The organism is Amycolatopsis sp. FU40 (assembly GCF_021903635.1).
Lineage (GTDB): Bacteria > Actinomycetota > Actinomycetes > Mycobacteriales > Pseudonocardiaceae > Amycolatopsis > Amycolatopsis dendrobii.
Map to the genome: position 1 here is coordinate 4,626,316 of NZ_CP091381.1, position 18,006 is coordinate 4,644,321.

Sequence of the window (18,006 nt, forward strand, 5' to 3'; positions counted from 1 at the left end):
TATCCGGATGGATGATTGTGTCAACCATAGAGATGATTAATGCGTCGGTTAGGCTGCGCAGGTGTCCGAGACCACCCCGCGCCGCGCGCCGCGCCCCGGTGAGCGCCAGCGCGATCCCGAACGCACGAAGGCCCGCATTTTCGAGGCGGCCAAGGCCGAGTTCGGCAGCAAGGGGTACGCGGCCGCGCGGGTCAGCGACATCGCGCAGCGCGCCGGAGTGAACAAACAGCTGATCTCGTACTACTTCGGCGGCAAGGAAGGCCTGTACGCGGAGGTCGCGAGCGAACCGTTCGCCGGGTTCTCCGCGATGACCACGGCGGACCGTCCGCTCGCGGACGTGGTCGCGGATTTCGCCAGGAGCGGCCTCTCCGACCAAGACCAGGCCCGGTTGTTCCTGCGGGAGAACATGGCCGAGGGCGCCCCGAGCGAGGCGGGGGCGGAGTCGCAGCGCGAGTTTTTGCGGGGCCAGCTCAAGTACATGCGGGCGCGGCAGGAAGCGGGCGACTTCCCGTCCGATGTGGACCCGAAGACGTTGCTGCTGATGCTGATGGCGGCGGCGAGCGCGCCGACGTCGCTGCCCCGGATCGCGGAGGCGCTCACCGGGGAGGATCCGTCGTCGGAATCCTTTGTGGAGTACTACGCGGAGCAACTGGCTCGCGTGGCTCGGTATCTCTCGGGGGCTTAGCGGCGCAGCGGAACGAGGTCGTCCGCGTGCACGACCTCCCGGCGGTGCTCCACCGGGACCTCGTGGCTCGACCGCCCGATCAACGCGGGCAACTCCCCCGCGTCGAACCCGACCACACCACGCGCCACCGGGACATCCGCCGCATCCACCAGATCGACCACGTCACCGGCCTCGAAATCGCCGTCCAAACCGGTGATCCCGGCCGCCAGCAGCGACCGGCGGCGCAGGATCGCCCGCACAGCGCCGTCGTCCAGGCGGAGCCGGCCGGAGGTGTCGGCGGCGTACCCGAGCCAGAATCGGCGGGCGGACAGGCGGGTGTCGGCGGGCGCGAACGCGGTGCCGACGTTCGCCTCGCGCAGCGCGTCGCCGGCGTCGGCGGCTGCGGCCAGCAGCACCGGGATTCCGGCGCCGGCCGCGGTGCGTGCGGCGGAAAGTTTCGAGACCATGCCGCCGGTGCCGAGGCCCGAGGACGACATTCCGACCGCGATGCCCTCCACATCGGACTCGCCGCGCACCTCGGTGATCTTGCGGGTCGCGCCGTCGCGCGGGTCGCCGTCGTACAGACCGTCCACATCGGACAGCAGGACCAGCGCGTCGGCGCCGACGAGGTGTGCCACGAGTGCGGCGAGCCGGTCGTTGTCGCCGAAGCGGATCTCTTGCGTGGCAACGGTGTCGTTCTCGTTCACGACCGGCACCGCGCCGAGCGCGAGCAACCGGGAGAACGTGCGCTGCGCGTTGCGGTAGTGCGAGCGGCGGACGACATCGTCGGAAGTGAGCAGCACTTGGCCGACCGTCAGGGAGTAGCGGCCGAACGATTCCGCGTACGCGTGCGCGAGCGCGAGTTGTCCGACGCTCGCCGCGGCCTGCTGGGTAGCCAGGTCACGCGGGCGCTTGCCCAGCTTCAACGGCGCCAGCCCGGCGCCGATCGCGCCCGAGGACACGAGGACGATCTGCGCGTCGCGGGCCACGCGGTCCGCGATGGCGTCGACGAGCGCGTCGAGGCGAGCCACGTCGAGCCCGCTGCCCGCGGTGGTCAGCGCCGAAGAACCGACTTTGACGACCAGCCGGCGGGCTTCCGCGATCTCGTGGCGCGTGCCGCTCACCGGTCGCGCTCCGCCTGCTCCTCGTCGTCCCACACGTCGTCCAGCTCGGCGTCGATGGACGGGGTCGTTTCCTCTTCTTCGACCAGGTCCTCGTCCTCGCCGGTGCCGTCGCGGCGGATCCGGCGGGCTTCCTTGCGGTCGGACGCGCTGACGCGGTCGTTGCGCTCCAGCCGGACGTCCGTGCCGCGGCCGGAAAGATGCACCGCGACGCCCGGGGTCGAGGGCTGCCATTCGAACTGGATGTCGCCGATGGTGACCGGGCTGCCCGGACGCGCGCCGTTCTTCGCGAGCGCTTCCTCGACGCCGAGCCGGTTGAGCCGGTCCGCGAGGTAGCCGACGGCCTCGTCGTTGGCGAAGTTCGTCTGCCGGATCCACCGCTCCGGGCGCGAGCCGCGGACGATGAACCCGCCTTCTTCCTCCGGATCGCGCTCGACGGTGAACCCGCTGTCATCGATCGCCAGCGGGTGCAGCACGATCTTCTCCGGCTCCAGCACCGGCTGCGCCTCGCGGTAGGCCTCGACGACCTCCGCCAGCGCGAAGCTCAGCTCCTTGAGGCCCTTGCGCGACGCGGTCGACACCTCGAACACGCGCAGCCCGCGCGCCTCCAGGTCGGGGCGCACGAACTCGGCCAGCTCGGCCGCTTCCGGGATGTCGATCTTGTTCAGCACCACCACGCGCGGACGTTCCTCGAGCTTGCCGCCGAGCCCCGGCGTGTAGCGGGCCAGCTCCTCCTCGAGAGCGTCCACATCGGACAGCGGATCGCGGCCGGGCTCCAGCGTCGCGCAGTCGACCACGTGCACCAGCACGGCGCAGCGTTCGATGTGGCGCAGGAAGTCCAGTCCGAGCCCGCGGCCCTCGGACGCGCCCGGGATCAGGCCCGGCACGTCGGCCATCGTGAACACCGACGACCCGGCGGTGATGACGCCGAGGTTCGGCACGAGCGTGGTGAACGGGTAGTCGGCGATCTTCGGCTTGGCCGCGGACAGCACGGAAATCAGCGACGACTTGCCCGCGGACGGGAAGCCGAGCAGGCCGACGTCGGCGACCGAACGCAGCTCCAGCACGAGGTTGCGGCTCTCGCCGGGCTCGCCGAGCAGCGCGAAACCCGGCGCCTTGCGGGCCTTCGACGCGAGCGCGGCGTTGCCGAGCCCGCCTCGGCCGCCCTGTGCGGCGACGAACCGGGTGCCCGGGTTGGTGAGGTCCGCGACGAGCTCGCCGTCCTCGGTGAACACGACGGTGCCCGGCGGGACCTTCATCTCCAAGCCCTCGCCCTGGGCCCCGTTGCGGTTGCTGCCCATGCCCATCTTGCCGTTGCCGGCGCGGGCGTGCGGGCGGAAGTGGAAGTCGAGAAGGGTGTGCACGTTGGCGTCGACGACGAGGGTGACGTCACCGCCGTTGCCGCCGTTGCCGCCGTCCGGGCCGCCGAGCGGCTTGAACTTTTCGCGGTGCACCGAGGCACAGCCGTTTCCCCCGTCCCCGGCGGTCAGATGGATGACCGCGCGGTCCACGAACCGGGACGCCATGGGTTTGCCTCACTTCACGTGCGAAAAAAGTATCCGGACAAAAACAAACGAGGGGTGGTGCCGGAGTTATTCCGGTCCCACCCCTCGCTTGGAGGTTCTGACGCTGTCGAGACCGAAGATCAGGCCTCGACTGGCACGATGTTGACCGTCTTGCGGCCGCGCTTCGAGCCGAACTCGACCGCACCGGCGGCGAGCGCGAACAGCGTGTCGTCGCCGCCACGGCCGACGTTCACGCCGGGGTGGAACTTGGTGCCCCGCTGGCGGATCAGGATCTCGCCCGCGTTCACCTCCTGGCCGCCGAAGCGCTTGACACCCAGTCGCTGGGCGTTCGAATCACGACCGTTGCGGGAGCTGGACGCACCCTTCTTGTGAGCCATCGCTCAAGCCCCTTCTGGGAAAAGTGTGTGTTGCGAAGATCCGGAGGACTACTTGGAGATGCCGGTGACCTCGACGCGGGTCAGCTTCTGCCGGTGACCCTGGCGCTTGTGGTAGCCGGTCTTGTTCTTGAACTTGTGGATCCGGATCTTCGGACCCTTGGTCTGCTCGACGACCTTGCCGGTGACCGAGACCTTCGCCAACGCGTCGGCGTCCGTGGTGACCTCGCCACCGTCCACGAACAGCACGGCGGTGAAGGTGTGCTCGGTGCCCGGCTCGCCCTCGAGCTTCTCGACCTCGACGACGTCGCCGACGGCAACCTTGTACTGCTTGCCACCGGTCTTGACGATCGCGTACGCCGACACGGAAGTCTCCTGCATTACTCGACAATGGGTTAGGGGGCTGGCGCGGCCGGCCCGCCCGGGGGCGGTCCAGGTGCTCGCGCAGCGGCTCATGCTTGCGATGAGCCGTACTACAGGTTACGGGAGGCCCCGGGCGCTGCTGCACCCGGGGTACCCGTGGTGGATCAACTCTGGTCCGAAGCCTTCACCGGCGGCCCTGCCGGACGCGAAGCGGCGCGGCGCGGACGGCGCCGGGTGCTGCGCACGGCCGGGGCCGGGACATCGACCTCGGGTTCTTCTTCGGAGGCCGCCTCGGCGGGCTCCTTCGGGGCTTCCGCCTCCGGCGCGGCCTGGCTGGCCGCGGGCTCCGGCTGCTTCGCTTCCGGCTGCTGGACGGGGGCCGGGGCCTCCGTCTTGTCTTCGGTCTTTTCCGGCGCGGCGGCCTGCTCGGCCGTTTCCGGCTCCGCCGGTTTCACGGCCTCGGCGGCGTCCGCCGCGGCTTCCGGAGCGTGGTGCTCGTGCTTGGCCTTGGACGCGTTGGCCATGGCCTGCACCGCCGACACGACCGACTCGCGCTGTTCCGGAGTCGGGGCCGGGGCGGACTGCTCCGGCTTGGGCTCGTGGTGCTGCTGCTCCTCGCCCTTGCCGCGGCCGCGGGAGCGCCGCGAGCTCTTGGTGTCGCCGCCGCCGTGGCTGTGGCCGTTGTGCCCGTTGCCGCCGTTGTGGCCGTTCCCGTTGCCTCCGCCGCCGGTGCGCTGCGGTTCGGTGGACACGACGACGCCGCGGCCCTTGCAGTGCTCGCACGGCGTGGAGAACGCCTCGAGCAGCCCGGTGCCGATCTTCTTGCGCGTCATCTGCACCAGGCCCAGCGACGTGACCTCGGCCACCTGGTGGCGCGTGCGGTCGCGGCCGAGGCATTCGGTGAGCCTGCGCAGCACCAGCTCGCGGTTGGATTCGAGCACCATGTCGATGAAGTCGATGACGATGATGCCGCCGATGTCCCGCAGCCGCAGCTGGCGGACGATCTCCTCCGCCGACTCCAGGTTGTTGCGGGTCACCGTCTCCTCGAGGTTGCCGCCCGAGCCGGTGAACTTGCCGGTGTTGACGTCGATCACAGTCATCGCCTCGGTGCGGTCGATGACCAGGTAGCCGCCCGAGGGCAGCCAGACCTTGCGGTCGAGCGCCTTCGTGATCTGCTCGTCGATCCGGTGCTCGGCGAAGGCGTCACCGGTGCCGGTGTAGCGCTTGAGCCGGTCGGTCAGGTCGGGCGCGACGTGCTGCACGTAGCCGTGGATGGTCTCCCACGCCGTCGAGCCCTGGACCTCCAGCTTCGCGAAGTCCTCGGTGAACAGGTCGCGCACGACCTTCACCAGCAGGTCCGGCTCCTCGTACAGCATGGTCGGGGCGCCGCCCTTCTTGGCGGACCCGGCCGAGGCCTTCTCCTTGATGACGTCCCACTGCGCCTTGAGCCGCTGGACGTCCCGGTCGAGCTCCTCCTCGCTGATGCCCTCCGAGGCGGTGCGGATGATGACGCCCGCGTCCTCCGGGACGATCCGCTTGAGGATGTCCTTGAGCCTGCGCCGCTCGTTCTCCGGCAGCTTGCGGGAGATGCCGGTGGCCCCGCCCGCGGGGACGTAGACGAGGAAGCGGCCGGGCAGCGAGATCTGCGTGGTCAGCCGGGCGCCCTTGTGCCCGACCGGGTCCTTGGTGACCTGCACCAGCACGCTGTCGCCGGTGGACAGCGCCTGCTCGATCTTGCGCGCCTTGCCTTCCAGGCCCGCGGCGTCCCAGTCGACCTCGCCCGCGTAGAGCACCGCGTTGCGGCCGCGGCCGATGTCGATGAACGCGGCCTCCATGCTGGGCAGCACGTTCTGGACGCGGCCGAGGTAGACGTTGCCGACGATCGAGCCGGTGCCCGACGACGTCACGAAGTGCTCGACCAGCACGCCGTCCTCGAGCACGGCGATCTGCGTGGAATCGCCCTTCTCGGCGACGACCATGGTGCGGTCGACCGACTCGCGGCGGGCGAGGAACTCGGCCTCGGACAGGATCGGGGCGCGGCGGCGGCCCGCCTCGCGGCCGTCGCGGCGGCGCTGGCGCTTGGCCTCCAGCCGCGTGGAACCGCGGACGCTGCGCACCTCGTCGCGCGCCGGGCGCTCGGCCTCGGCGGCCTTGGCCTGGCGGACGTGCGTGACGGTGTTCGGCGGGTCGTCGGCGCCGGTGGTCTCGGCCCCGTCGTCGTCCCCGCCCTTGCGACGGCGGCGACGGCGGCGGCGCTTGCTGCCGCTGTCGGACTCGGCGTCGTCGTCGGACTCCGCCTCGGCGTCGCCGGACTCGTCCGGCTTCTCGGTCTTGTCCTTGGCGTCCTTGGCGTCCTTGGCCTGCTGGTCGTGCTGGCCCTCGGAGGTTTCGTCCTCGTTCTCGTTCTGGGCCTCGTCGCCGCCCTTGCCCCGGCCGCGGCCGCGACGGCCGCGGCGGCGCCGGCGACGGCCGCCCGCGTCGTCGCCGTCCTCGTCGGACCGCTCGTCGCGGGTCTCGTCGGGGGTTTCTTCCTCGGCGGTGTCGGCGGCGCGCTCGGACCGGCCCGGACGCTCGGCCTGCGCGGGAGCCTCGCCGACGCCGAACACCGGCTCGGGCTTGCTCCGCGTCTGCTGCGCGGGCTCGGGCGGCAGGAACACCGGCGAGGGCGCGGCGAAGACCGGCACGTGCACCGGGCCGCGGGCCGGGGTGGCCTGCTCGGTTTCCTGCTGCTCGGCCGGGATCGCGGGCGCGACGGCCCGGCGGGCGCGCCGGGTGCGGGTGCGCTTCTCGCCGGATTCCTGAGCGGCTTCCGGTTCGGCGGTGTCGGCGGCGGACGGGCGGGCCGGTTCGGCCGTGGACGCCTGCTCGGCGGGGGTTTCCGACGCGGTGTCCGCAGCCGGCGCCGGGGCGGCGGCTGCGGGCGGCGCGGCGGCTTCCGGGGATTCGGGGGTCTGCGCGGCGGCGCCCTGGGCGGCTTCCGGGGCTTGCTCGCTGTCCTGGGCCGCGGCGGTCTGCTCGGCGGCGTCGTTTCCGGCTGCCTCCGGCTCGGCCGCGGCCGTGGCCTGCTCGGCGGCGTCGGCGGTCTCCGCGGCCGGAGCGGCGTCGCCGGTCTCGCCGGCGGCCTCCGCGTCGAGGATGACCGCGACGCGGTGCGCGACCTCCTTGGTCACGCTCGACTGGGCGCTGCGGGGGCTCTCCCCCAGCTCGGCGAGCTTGCCGAGCAGGTCGCGGCTGCTCAGGCCGAGCAGCTTGGCCAGCGCGTGCACGCGGATGCGCGGCGGCAGCTCGCCCAGCCTGCTGGTCGTGGGTGCGACGGTATTCCCGCCGGTCTGATCGGCGGGTGTGTCCGCGTTCGACATATGTCTCCTCCGCCCCCGGGCGCGTCAGCCGGTTCGCACCGGTGGTGACGCGGCCGCGCAGGGGCCCTTTCTGTTCCGTGCCCGCCGTGGTGGTGACCAGCGGCGGGAATCCTGCTGGCAGCCGTGCGGTCCGCCGGGTCGGCGGCCGCTCGGTTCCTGGTCTGCTCGGCGGGGTGCCGGCCTGCTCGCGACCCCCGGGCCACCCGCCACGACATCGACCTTGGCCCGGCCTCCCGGGGGCGACGCGCGTGGTGCCGGTCCGGCACTCCTCCGGGCCGCCCACGACGCGGGCGGGATGCCCGTCGGCGCAGCGGCCAACGCGAGTATCCCACACCCGGGGGGACACCCGGTGTAGTCGGTGTCCCGCGGCAGGCGCCCGGGCGTGCCGCGATCATGCACTCGGGCGAACTTCCGCGCTTCGCTTGTCGCGCCGGGCCAGGGGTGGTTAGCGTGCGGGCTCGGGCGCTCGCGCGGGCGCCCGGCATAGCCCCGCGCGCGGTGGGAGGTCCGGTGTCTGTGCTGGCGCGGCCGCTGCGGGCGGCCGTGTGCTCCGTCCTGGTCCTCGCCGGCTGCGCCGCGGTCTCCCCCGCCGCCGTCGCGAGCCCCGGATGCGCCTCCGGCGGCCGGGCGGTGCGCTACGTCGTGGCGTTCGACCGCGGAACCCCGGAATCTTCCGCCCGCCAGCAGACGAGCGCGGGCTGCGGGCGGCTCGTGGGCTACTACCCGCAGATTTCCGTGGCGGTCGTCACGTCAGCCGATCGGGGGTTCGCGGACCGCCTCGGCCCGGAACGGACATTCAGCGCGCAAGCCACCCGCGCGGCCGCCGGACAGCCGGGCGCCGCGGCCCAGCCCGCGCGGGCCGAACTCCCGCTCAGCGACCCGGCGCGGGTGCCCGCCGCGGACCTGTCCGCGCAGCAGTGGGACATGGACCTGATCGGCGCCCCGGCCGCGCACCAGGTCACCGAAGGCAGCCGCGCGGTGGTCGTCGGCGTCCTGGACTCCGGCGTCGACCCGAAGCACCCCGACCTCGCCGAGGCGATCGACCCGGACGATTCGGCGGGCTGTCTCACCGGCGTCCCGGACCCGAGCGCGGCCGCGTGGCAGCCGACGACCTCGGCGCACGGCACCCACGTCGCGGGCATCATCGCCGCGGCCGACGACCGCAAGGGCATCACCGGCGTCGCGCCGGGCGTGCGGATCGCGTCCGTGAAGGTGATCGACGACCGCGGCTACGCCGATCCCGAGGCGGCGGTCTGCGGGATCATGTGGTCGGCCGCGCGGCATCTGCCGATCGCCAACAGCAGCTGGTTCGTGAACCCGTGGTCCCTGTCCTGCGTGCGCGGCAACGACCGCGGCGTGGTGCACGAGGTGCTGGCGCGGGCCGTGGAGTACGCGACTTCGCAGGGCACGCTGAACGTCGCCGCCGCGACCAACGAGGCGGTCGACCTCACGCCGTCGGGCCGCTCGGGTTCGCCGTCCGCCGCCGGGAAGTGCGAGGCCCTGCCCGCCGGGCTGAGGGACGTGGTGACGGCGTCGGCGGTCAGCCCGGACCGGGTGAAGTCGGGCTACAGCTCGTACGGGCTCGGTGTGGTCGATGTCACGGCCCCGGGCGGCGACGACGACCGGTGCGTGGTTTCGACCGTGCCGGGCGGCTACGCGCCGATGTGCGGGACGTCGATGGCCGCGCCGCATGTCGCCGGAGTCCTGGCGTTGCTCAAGTCGGTGCATCCCACGTGGACGGCCGCCCAACTGCGCCGCACGCTGGATTCCCGCGCGACGCCGATGCCGTGCCCGGACAACTACGACCTCACCGGCGACGGCGCCCAAGACGCCTACTGCTCCGGCTACGACGGTTACAACGGCTTCTACGGCCACGGTCTCGTCGACGCCCGGTCCGCGGTGGCGCCCGCGCAGACCGGACTGCCCAGCCCGGCCCGCTGACCGAACCCGCGCTTCAGGCGTTAAGTCAGCAGCAGTTTCGCGATCCTCCTTGTCGCGCCCCAGATCCCGAGCGCGGCGAGCACCAGCAGGTACGCGAGGTTGCCCAGCATGCTCCAGGAGAAGATGCCGGCGGAGAGCCCGCGCATCAGCTCGATCCCGTGGTAAAGCGGGAAGCAGCGGACCAGCCACTGCAGCGCCTCCGGGTAGACCGTGATCGGGAAGAACGTGGTGGAGAACAGGAACATCGGCATCAGCACGAGCTGGATGTAGTCGAACTGGGAGGTCGACTTCAGGAAACTGACCAGCGTGATGCTGATGGCCGCGAACGCGAACGACACGAGCAGCGCGGCGGGCAGGAGCAGCAGCGCCCACCACGACGTCAGCAGCCCCATGACGCCGGTGACCGCCAGGAACGCCACCGAATAGAGACCGCCGCGCATCATCGCCCACGCGATCTCGCCGAGCGCGACGTCCAGCGGACCGACCGGGGTCGCCAGCATCGCGTCGTACGTCTTGGCGTAGCGCAGTTTGAAGAACAGGTTGTACGTGCACTCGAAAACCGCGCCGTTCATCGCCGACGACGCCAGCAGCGCGGGCGCGACGAACGCGACGTAGCTCATCGGCTGCCCGTCCGGCCCCGGCACGGTGGTGACCAGCTTGCCGAAACCGACCTGGAACGCGAGCAGGTAGAACAACGGCTCGAGCGCGCCGGACACCAGGATCGTCCACGACCGTCCGTAGACGGTGAGCGCGCGTTCGATCAACGCGGTCGCGCGGCCGCTGTACATGCCCGCGGGCAGCACGCGGAGCAGAATTCCGCGCCGCTGCGGGAGAATCGGGGCGTTTCGCAGATCGGTCATCACGCCACCAGCCGTCGGTAGAAGCCGCGGTGCGCGATCGTCCAGCCGATCGCGACCAGCGCCGCCAGATACGCGAGGTGCCCGAGCACCGGGAGCAGCTCACGGCCGCCGAGCGTGGCGGCGCGCGAGAGCTCGGTGCCGTGCCACAGCGGGGAAATCCAGGCGAGCCAGCGCAGGTACAGCGGCAATTGGGTGATCGGGAAGAAGGTGCCGGAGAACAGGGTCATCGGGATGACGATGAAGCGGAAGACCAGCCCGAACCGCTGTCCCTCGTCGAAGGTCCACGCCGCCATCGCGGCCATGAGCGATCCGCAGGCGAGGCCGGTGAGGACGCCGACGAGGATCACCAGCAGCGCTCCCGCGTTCGCCCAGGCGCCGAACAGCAACGCGATGAGCGCGTAGACGGTGCCGGAGAGGGCGAGCCGCAGAGTGGTCCAGATCTGGTGCCCGCCGAGGACCTGACCGGGAGACACCGGTGTCGCGGTGACCGCCAGATAGTCCTTCTGCCATTTGAATCCGCTGAGCACCGGATAACTCGACTCGCTGACGCCCTGCTGCGCCGCGCCCGCCACGAGCAGCGCCGGGGCGACGTACACGAGGTATGACACCCCGCCCGTCGCCGGACCGGCCTTGACCTGCGAGCCGAACCCGAGCCCCATCGCGGCGAGGAAGAGCACCGGTTGCAGGCCGGTGGAGTAGAGCGTGCTGAGCCAGTGCCTGCGGTACCAGGTCCAGTAGCCCTCGACGCGCAGCCAGGCGCCGTGGAACCGGCCGACGACGCGGCCGGTGGCGGGAGCGGTCATCAGTCCACCAACGTCCGGCCGGTGAGGCGGAGGAAGACGTCCTCCAGGGAACTGCGCCGGACCAGGCTCGACAACGGGCGCAGGCCGCGCTCGTGCGCGCGCTCGAGGGTGGCCTCGCCGGTCATCGTGTAGAGCAGCACCCGGTCCGGGAGGACTTCGACGCGTTCGGCCAGCCCCTCGAGCCGGTCGGCCGCGTCCTGCTGCTCTCCCGGCGCGAACCGCAGCTCGACGACTTCCCGGGTGGAATGCCGCGCGATCAGGCCGGCGGGCGAGCCTTCCGCGGCGATCCGCCCGCCGTCCATGACGACCAAGCGATCGCACAGCTGCTCTGCTTCGTCCATGTAATGGGTGGTGACGATGAGCGTGGTGCCGCGCGCTTTGAGCCGGAAAAGCCGGTCCCACAACAGATGTCGCGCTTGGGGGTCGAGGCCGGTGGTCGGTTCGTCGAGCAGCAGCAATTCCGGATCGTTGACCAGGGACCGGGCGATGGTGAGCCGCCGCTTCATGCCGCCGGACAGCGAATCGACCGGCTGCTCGGCGCGGTCGGACAACTGCGCGAACTCCATCAGCTCGACCGCTTTGCGCCGGACATGGGCGCGGGAGAGACCGAAGTAGCGGCCGTAGACGTGGAGGTTCTGCCGGACGGTGAGCTCCACGTCGAGGTTGTCCTCCTGCGGCACCACGCCGAGGCGCGCACGGATCCGCGGCCCTTCGACGTCCGGGTCCATGCCGAGGACGCGCAGATCGCCGTCGGTGCGCGGAGACACGCACGCGATCATCCGCATCGTCGACGATTTCCCGGCCCCGTTGGGCCCGAGGAAGCCGAACGCCTCCCCTGGCCGCACCTCGACGTCGACGCCGCGGACTGCCTCGAATTCTCCGAACCGTTTGACCAGCGCTTTCGCTTGCACGAGGGCTGGTTCCGATGCCGACTCTCCCACGAGGAACGACAGTAGAGGGAGGGACCGACAATTCTCGACCCGTTTCCCGAGCCGCGGAGACCAGGCGTACGCGAGGGGACCCCTGAAGGAATCAGATTCCCTCAGGGGCCCGCCTCGCGAACTCGATGCCGAGCCGGCGTCAGCGCACCGTCACCGGAACCGAACGGGTCACCCCGTTCACCGTCACCGAGACCTCCGCCGTCCCCGGGCGCAGGCCCCGCACCGTCCCGGTGGCCGGGTCGAGCGACACCACGTCCCACGGCGCGGGCGGCCAGCAGCCGATGTGCACCCCGCGACCGCCCCAAGCGGCGCTCACCGGATACGCCACCGGAATCGACCGGCCCTCCTGCGTCACCGCGGCGGTCACCTTCCCGGTCCCGCCGCGCGCAAGCGTGCCCGGGCCGGTCACCGTCAGCGCGTCGACGTTCGGGCGCGTCTCGAAGCGCACCGGCTGGCCGCGGTCCGCGGGGTCCGCTCGCACGAGGGTCCAGCCGACGAAGCCGCCGTCGCCGGGGGCCGCGGCCGGGGTCTTGCCCGAGTTGCCGTTCACGAGGTACGGCACGCCGTCCGTGCGCGACAGGCCGAATACGCCCGCGTGCGAGGCCAGCGAGGCGGCCGGTTTTCCGGATTTCTCCTCGAAACCGGTCAGCCACGTTTGCAGCAGCGCGGCCTCCTTCCGGTCGCCCAGCTGCGAATTGCCGGTCGGGCTCGGGTCTTTCACCGGGTGGTGCATCGCGACGACCACCCCGCGCACGGAACGGTCCTTCGCCGCGTTGTCGAGCGCCTCGCGCAGCATGCGCACCTGGTCGAATCCGCCCGCGCGCAGCGAGCCGCGCGAGGAGTCCATCAGGATCAGCCGCACGCCGTGGACGTCGACCACGCGGTGCGTTTCCCCGAACGCGTCCTGGAAGTTCTTCAGGCCGTTGCCGCCCTCGGCCTCGTGGTTGCCGGGGACGTAGTACCAGGGGACGCGGCCGTCCAGTTCTTCAGTGATGATCTTGCGGGCCAGCACGAAATCCGGCGCGGTGCCGCGGTCCACGAAGTCGCCGTTGATCAGCACGAGGTCCGGTTTCGCGGCGACTGCCTCGCGCAGTGCCCGGCGTGCTTGGGCGACCAGCGGGCCGTCCGGGGCGTCGGCGGTGAACTGGGCGTCGCTGACGACCGCGATCTTCAGGCCGCCCTCGCCGAGCGTGCCGTTGGCGACGAGCGCCGGGTCCGGGACGGCCGGATCGTGCGGCACGGCCGTGGTCGGCGCGACCTCGAAGGTGAGGTCGTTGAAGACCAGCTTGCCCTCGTATTGCTTGCCCGCCGCGGTTTCCACGGCATAGAACCGGGTGAGGCGCTGCCCGTCCGGCAGTCCGGCGGGCACCGCGGCGGTCACGTACCGCCAGCCGGTCCAGTTGACGCTCAGCGAAAGGTCCACAATGGACGCCGTGTTGGCGCCGTCGCGGAGTTCCGCGCGGATCCAGGCTCCCTTGCCGTCGCCGTTGATCCACATGCCGATCTTCTGCGTGCCGGCCGGAACCGCGATCGGGTTGGCAGCGTTGACGTACGCGGCGCGAGTGGCGGTGGTGCCGGTGAGCCGGTAGTCGAGCGCCAAGCCCTTGCCGCCGTTTCGTCCGTCCGCCGATGACAACGCGGCGCCGACGACCGCCGGGTACACCGTGGCGGACCAGCCTTCCGGACCGGCCAGCGGCGCCGCGACCTTGGCTTCGGTGCCCACCGAAGCCGCCAGGTGCATGGTCTTCCCGCCCGCGTGCACGGTGACCGCAGTGGCCCCGGACGCGGTCTTCGCGGTGGCTGCGAAGCCCTTGCCCGAAGGTTCGATCTTCACCACAGCGGGGTCGTATTCGAGCTTCACGTCCGACGGTTCGATCCAGGTGCCGTAACCGTCCGCGTCGTAGCCGTAGACCTGGAACTCGCCGCGCGCGTCCGCACCCGACAGCGCGACCTGCTTGGTGCTCGCGCCGAGGCGGACCGGCTTGCCCAGCACGGTCAGCTTCGTGCGGCCGTTCACGAAGTTCTGGTGCGCGGTGACCGTCACGTCGGCTCGCGCGTCTGGGTGCAGGAAGTCAGGCTGCGCGGTGAAAACGTTCTTCGTGACAGTGCCGCGGAACGGGTTCGACGTAGTCCAGAACGGCCTGGACGCCACCGCAGCACCCGTCTCGTCGTGGCCGTTCGGCACGAGCGCGCGGCTCAGGCCGGACAGCACGCGGGTCGAGTCGTCGCCCTCCTGCGCGGGGGCGGGCGCGAAGCCGGTCAGCCGTCCGCTGCCAGCGACGGTCGCGAAGCCGATGCCGTTGGGCACCAAGCGTTCGCCGCCGTCCGACGGCGAGTTGCGCACCAGCGGCGCGGCCTCGCCCTCGCCGCGCGCGAGCAGCGTCGAGGAGCCGCCGCCGTCGAGGTTGATCGCGTCGTCGGCACCGAGCCGCTTCAACTGCCGGGCCATTTCCAGCTCGGTCATCCCGCGGCTGTCGGCTTGGCGGCCGTCCACCGTGACGAGCCACATCCGCTTGCCGTCAGCGGAAAAACCGACGCCGGTACGCGGCGCGAGGGTGACGTCGTCGAGTTGCTGGAGCTGTCCGTCCTTCAGCAGTGTCTTGTTCCCGCCGACCGCGACCGCGATCTTGCCCGCGTCGGTCCGCGGCGCATACGAAACGCCCACGCGGTCACCGACGTGCAGCGCCGACAGCGTGTCCGCGCCAGCTTCCCGACCGAGCAGCAGCGTGCTGCCCGCTGGAATCGGGCCGTCCGCGGGCTTCGGACGCACCTGCGTCACGACGCCGTCGCGGACCTCGACCTCGACGACCTTCTGCGCACCGGCGACCGACGTCGCGCGCGCCGACGAGCCCCAAAGCGGCGTGTAGACCCCGAGAGCGTCCTTGCCGAGCACCGGGCTGTTGAAGTTCGTGGCGGGGACAGCGCGGCCGTCCGGCAGCGTGACCGACGCTTCGAGGAAGATGTCGGCGAGCTTCGCGCGTCCCTCCGCGGTGATCGCCGCGGTGGTGTTGTGGCCCGACGCGGGCGCGTTGTGCAGCTCGCCCTTGTCGATGCCGACGCCGAGCGGCGCGCCCGAGGCGTTGATGTCGAAGAAATCGCCGTTGACGCCCGCGACCGCACCGGCACGAGCGGCCTGCTGAGACAGCGGGGTGCGCGCGGAAACGGTGCCCGGGCTGAGGTAAGTCGGCTTCAGGACCTTGCTGGTGAGGTCGACGCTCAGCGCGTCGCCGCGGATCCAGCCCTTCGGGTCGAAGCGGTCGAACTGGGTGAGGTTCAGACCAGGCGCCACCGCGTTGGTGGCGCTGCTGGTCTCGAGGCCGTCGTCGGCGGCGGGCGCCGCGGCGATCGCCGGGGCCTCCCGGGCCGAGGAGAAGGCGGAGGCGCTCTCGACCGGCGGCGGGCCGAGCGGAGCGGAGAGCGGGTCGGCATGCGCAGGCGTGGCCAGCGACAGCGCCAGCAGGGCGCTGAGCAGCACAGATCTTGATCTTTTCACCAGGTACCCCACGATCGCGAAAATGGCTCAGGTCAGCCAAATCCATCGGCGCGACCGCCGGAAGGCCCTGCGGTGAACGGGACCTGAATGGCGCAGGATTATCCGCTCAGGGGGTCATGCGCGCGGCGAGGAACTCCTTCGCGACGGCCTCGTCGCCAGCGATCTCGGGCTGGGCGTCGGTGCGATTCCACAGCAGCACCAGCAAATCCTGCGCGGGCGCCGCGACCGTGGCGACCGCTTCGCCCTCGCCGAGCTCGGGCGGTTCGCCGGGCACAACGGTCCACGAGTGCCCGGTGTCGGTGGTGCGCAAGGTGATCGGCGCGGCCAGCGGAACCTCGTGCTTCCAGCGAGCGACGCGCGGCAGCATCGTGCCGAGCACCTCGTGGACGCCGTCCGCGGCGATCAGCGGATCAAGCCGCGTCGCTACTCCGCGTGCGCCGGACAAGTCGACCAAATGCACGGCGGTTTCGTGCACCTGACGGCGGAACCAGAACGCCTTCGTCTTCTCCGCGGCGCCGAAAACCCAGCACGAGTCGGCGGGATCGGCCGCGTCGAGCGCGTCCAGCAGCTCGGCCGCGCTCTCGGCGTACCAGGGCGCGAGGTCGGCGCCCGGCGAAACGTCGAATTCCTGGTTGCTCAGCTCGCCGGTGCGGACGATCCCGGCGGCCCAGCGGTGCACGTTGCCCAGATGCGTGACGAGGTCGCGCTTGGTCCAGTCGCCGCAGTACGGGACCGGGTTGCCGAGGTCGCCCGCGGCTTCCGCGGCGAAGGCTTCGGTGAGCGAACGGAGGTGCGGCAGGTAATCACGCGGAGGCAGCGGCAGAGCAGTCACCGGTGGAGGTTAACCGATCCGCTGGGTTCCGAGCACCGACAACAACCGCAGTGCTTCCTCTCCCGGCGAACCCGGCGCGGCGGTGTACAGCACGACCTCCTGGTCCCGGTCGGAGATGCCGAGCACGTCGCAATCCACCGTCACGGTCCCGACGACCGGATGCTCGAACGTCTTGCTGAAGGTCGATTCGGCCACCACGTCGTGCGACGCCCACAGCGCGGCGAACCGCTCGCTCCCCGCGAGCAAGTCCGCGACGAGAGTGCGCACCTCGGGGTCGTCCGGGTACTTCGCCGCCGTCACCCGCAGCCGGTTGGCCATCGCACGAGCGAACGCCTCGGCTTCCACCAGGCCGTACAAGCGGCCACGGCCGTGGGCGAGGAAGACCCGGCGCGGCAAGCTGCGCTCCTCGCGGGACAGAGCGGAGAAATCCTCCAGCAGCGCGGCGGCGAGCGGATTCCAGGCGAGCACCTCGTACGTCGCGGAGAACACGATCCCGGCCGTCCGCGGCAACCGGTCCAGCAGGTCGAGGATGGTTTGCCGGACCTCTCGCGACGGGCCCCGCGCGGGGCGCGGCGCGCCGGCGAGTTCGTGCAGGTGGTCGCGTTCGACGTCCGAAAGCCGCAACGCGCGGGTCAGCCCGGCCAGCACCTCGTTCGACGGGTTCGGGCCGCGCGCCTGTTCGAGCCGCGTGTAGTACTCGACCGAGATGAACGCCAGCCGCGCGACTTCCTCGCGGCGCAGGCCGGGGGTGCGCCGCCGCCTGCCCGCGGGAAGGCCCACGTCGGCCGGTGCGATGCGTTCGCGCCTGCTGCGCAGGAAACCCGCCAGTTCCGTTCGGTCCACCGGTCCAGTCTGCGCAGTCCGGCCGGGCTCAGCCAGGTACACCCGGTGCCTGGTTGCCCTCGCTTCGCCGACGAACGATCGAAGCCATGACCGAAACACGAACGAACCTCCTGCTCGACGGCAAGATCGCCTTCATCAGCGGCGCCGGGCGCGGGATCGGCGCGGCGGCGGCCCGGTTGTTCGCCAAGGAGGGCGCGAAGGTCGTCCTGGCCGCGCGCACCGAACCGCAGCTGAAGGCGGTCGCCGAACAGGTGCGCGCGGAAGGCAGTGTCGCGGATTATCTGCGATGCGATCTCGCCGACCCGACAAGCGTTCAGGCCGCGATAGACCGGGTCCTGGAGCTGCACGGACGCCTCGACCTCGCGTTCAACAACGGCGCGACCGCCACGCCGCCAAGACCGCTGGACCAGGTGCCGCTGGCCGATTTCGACCGCCTGTACGAGGTGAATCTGCGCGGGCCGTGGCTGGCGATGGCCGCCGAGGTGAAGGCGATGCGGGCCAGCGGCGGCGGGGCCATCGTGAACACGTCCAGCATCGGCAGCTTCGGCGCGAATCCCGCACTGCCGGTTTACGGGGCCGCGAAACGCGCGCTGAACAGCCTGACCGAATCGGCGGCCGTCGCTTACGGACCGGAGGGAATCCGGGTGAACGCGATCGCGCCCGGCACGACGATGACCGAGATGATCCGGCAGTGGGAAGCGGCATCGCCGGGATTGCTCGACCAGCTCGCCCAGACCACTCCCCTTGGCCGCGCGGCCGATCCCGCCGAAATCGCCGAAGCCGCGGCGTGGCTGCTGAGCGACCGCGCTTCCTACGTGACCGGCGCCGTCCTGCGCGTCGACGGCGGTGCCCGGGTCTAGAAACACGAACGCCGGGCGGGGACCGC

At 71.4% G+C, this 18,006-nt stretch carries 14 protein-coding genes; 3 read left to right on the forward strand and 11 right to left on the reverse strand.

Annotation, left to right across the window (positions count from 1 at the left end; all coding sequences use genetic code 11):
• Positions 1 to 61: 61 nt before the first annotated feature.
• Complete coding sequence (locus L3Q65_RS22110) at positions 62 to 685, forward strand: TetR/AcrR family transcriptional regulator (RefSeq protein ID WP_237600697.1); 624 nt, start codon at positions 62 to 64, stop codon at positions 683 to 685.
• Here the strand turns inward: L3Q65_RS22110 and proB are convergent.
• From proB to L3Q65_RS22135, 5 genes are all read right to left on the reverse strand, one after another.
• Positions 682 to 1,788, reverse strand: a complete 1,107-nt coding sequence (proB, locus tag L3Q65_RS22115) for a glutamate 5-kinase (RefSeq protein ID WP_182894157.1) — start codon at positions 1,786 to 1,788, stop codon at positions 682 to 684. The two genes, L3Q65_RS22110 and proB, sit on opposite strands and share 4 nt — an antisense overlap.
• Positions 1,785 to 3,311 carry a GTPase ObgE gene (obgE, locus tag L3Q65_RS22120; RefSeq protein WP_182894156.1) on the reverse strand — a complete coding sequence of 509 codons (1,527 nt, stop codon included), beginning with the start codon at positions 3,309 to 3,311 and terminating at the stop codon, positions 1,785 to 1,787. Before obgE ends, proB begins: the two co-directional genes overlap by 4 nt.
• A gap of 119 nt (positions 3,312 to 3,430) precedes the next feature.
• Complete coding sequence (gene rpmA, locus L3Q65_RS22125; protein ID WP_009081082.1) at positions 3,431 to 3,688, reverse strand: 50S ribosomal protein L27; 258 nt, start codon at positions 3,686 to 3,688, stop codon at positions 3,431 to 3,433.
• Between the two features lie 48 nt (positions 3,689 to 3,736).
• A complete protein-coding gene (gene rplU, locus L3Q65_RS22130) occupies positions 3,737 to 4,051 on the reverse strand; it encodes a 50S ribosomal protein L21 (protein WP_182894342.1) in 315 nt (104 codons plus the stop codon).
• Between the two features lie 161 nt (positions 4,052 to 4,212).
• Positions 4,213 to 7,407 carry a translation initiation factor IF-2 N-terminal domain-containing protein gene (locus L3Q65_RS22135; protein WP_237600698.1) on the reverse strand — a complete coding sequence of 1,065 codons (3,195 nt, stop codon included), beginning with the start codon at positions 7,405 to 7,407 and terminating at the stop codon, positions 4,213 to 4,215.
• 510 nt (positions 7,408 to 7,917) lie between these two features.
• On the opposite strand from L3Q65_RS22135, the gene L3Q65_RS22140 reads away from it, so the two are divergent.
• Positions 7,918 to 9,348 carry a S8 family serine peptidase gene (locus L3Q65_RS22140; protein ID WP_237600699.1) on the forward strand — a complete coding sequence of 477 codons (1,431 nt, stop codon included), beginning with the start codon at positions 7,918 to 7,920 and terminating at the stop codon, positions 9,346 to 9,348.
• A gap of 20 nt (positions 9,349 to 9,368) precedes the next feature.
• Here L3Q65_RS22140 and L3Q65_RS22145 read toward each other — a convergent pair whose 3' ends face one another.
• From L3Q65_RS22145 to L3Q65_RS22170, 6 genes are all read right to left on the reverse strand, one after another.
• Positions 9,369 to 10,208, reverse strand: coding sequence for an ABC transporter permease (locus tag L3Q65_RS22145; RefSeq protein WP_182894153.1), 840 nt, complete (start codon positions 10,206 to 10,208; stop codon positions 9,369 to 9,371).
• Positions 10,208 to 11,011, reverse strand: coding sequence for an ABC transporter permease (locus tag L3Q65_RS22150; RefSeq protein ID WP_182894152.1), 804 nt, complete (start codon positions 11,009 to 11,011; stop codon positions 10,208 to 10,210). Before L3Q65_RS22150 ends, L3Q65_RS22145 begins: the two co-directional genes overlap by 1 nt.
• Positions 11,011 to 11,952, reverse strand: coding sequence for an ABC transporter ATP-binding protein (locus tag L3Q65_RS22155; RefSeq protein WP_182894151.1), 942 nt, complete (start codon positions 11,950 to 11,952; stop codon positions 11,011 to 11,013). Before L3Q65_RS22155 ends, L3Q65_RS22150 begins: the two co-directional genes overlap by 1 nt.
• Before the next feature lie 139 nt (positions 11,953 to 12,091).
• Positions 12,092 to 15,427, reverse strand: a complete 3,336-nt coding sequence (locus L3Q65_RS22160) for a phosphodiester glycosidase family protein (protein WP_237600700.1) — start codon at positions 15,425 to 15,427, stop codon at positions 12,092 to 12,094.
• Between the two features lie 124 nt (positions 15,428 to 15,551).
• Positions 15,552 to 16,277 (reverse strand): maleylpyruvate isomerase family mycothiol-dependent enzyme, encoded by a 726-nt coding sequence (locus L3Q65_RS22165; RefSeq protein WP_182894149.1) that lies wholly within the window; start codon positions 16,275 to 16,277, stop codon positions 15,552 to 15,554.
• 9 nt (positions 16,278 to 16,286) lie between these two features.
• Positions 16,287 to 17,120 carry a helix-turn-helix transcriptional regulator gene (locus L3Q65_RS22170; protein WP_237600701.1) on the reverse strand — a complete coding sequence of 278 codons (834 nt, stop codon included), beginning with the start codon at positions 17,118 to 17,120 and terminating at the stop codon, positions 16,287 to 16,289.
• Positions 17,121 to 17,206: 86 nt separating this feature from the next.
• Between L3Q65_RS22170 and L3Q65_RS22175 the strand changes: the two genes are divergently transcribed.
• Positions 17,207 to 17,980: an SDR family NAD(P)-dependent oxidoreductase gene (locus L3Q65_RS22175; RefSeq protein WP_237600702.1), complete on the forward strand. Its 774-nt coding sequence runs from the start codon at positions 17,207 to 17,209 to the stop codon at positions 17,978 to 17,980.
• Positions 17,981 to 18,006: the final 26 nt, after the last annotated feature.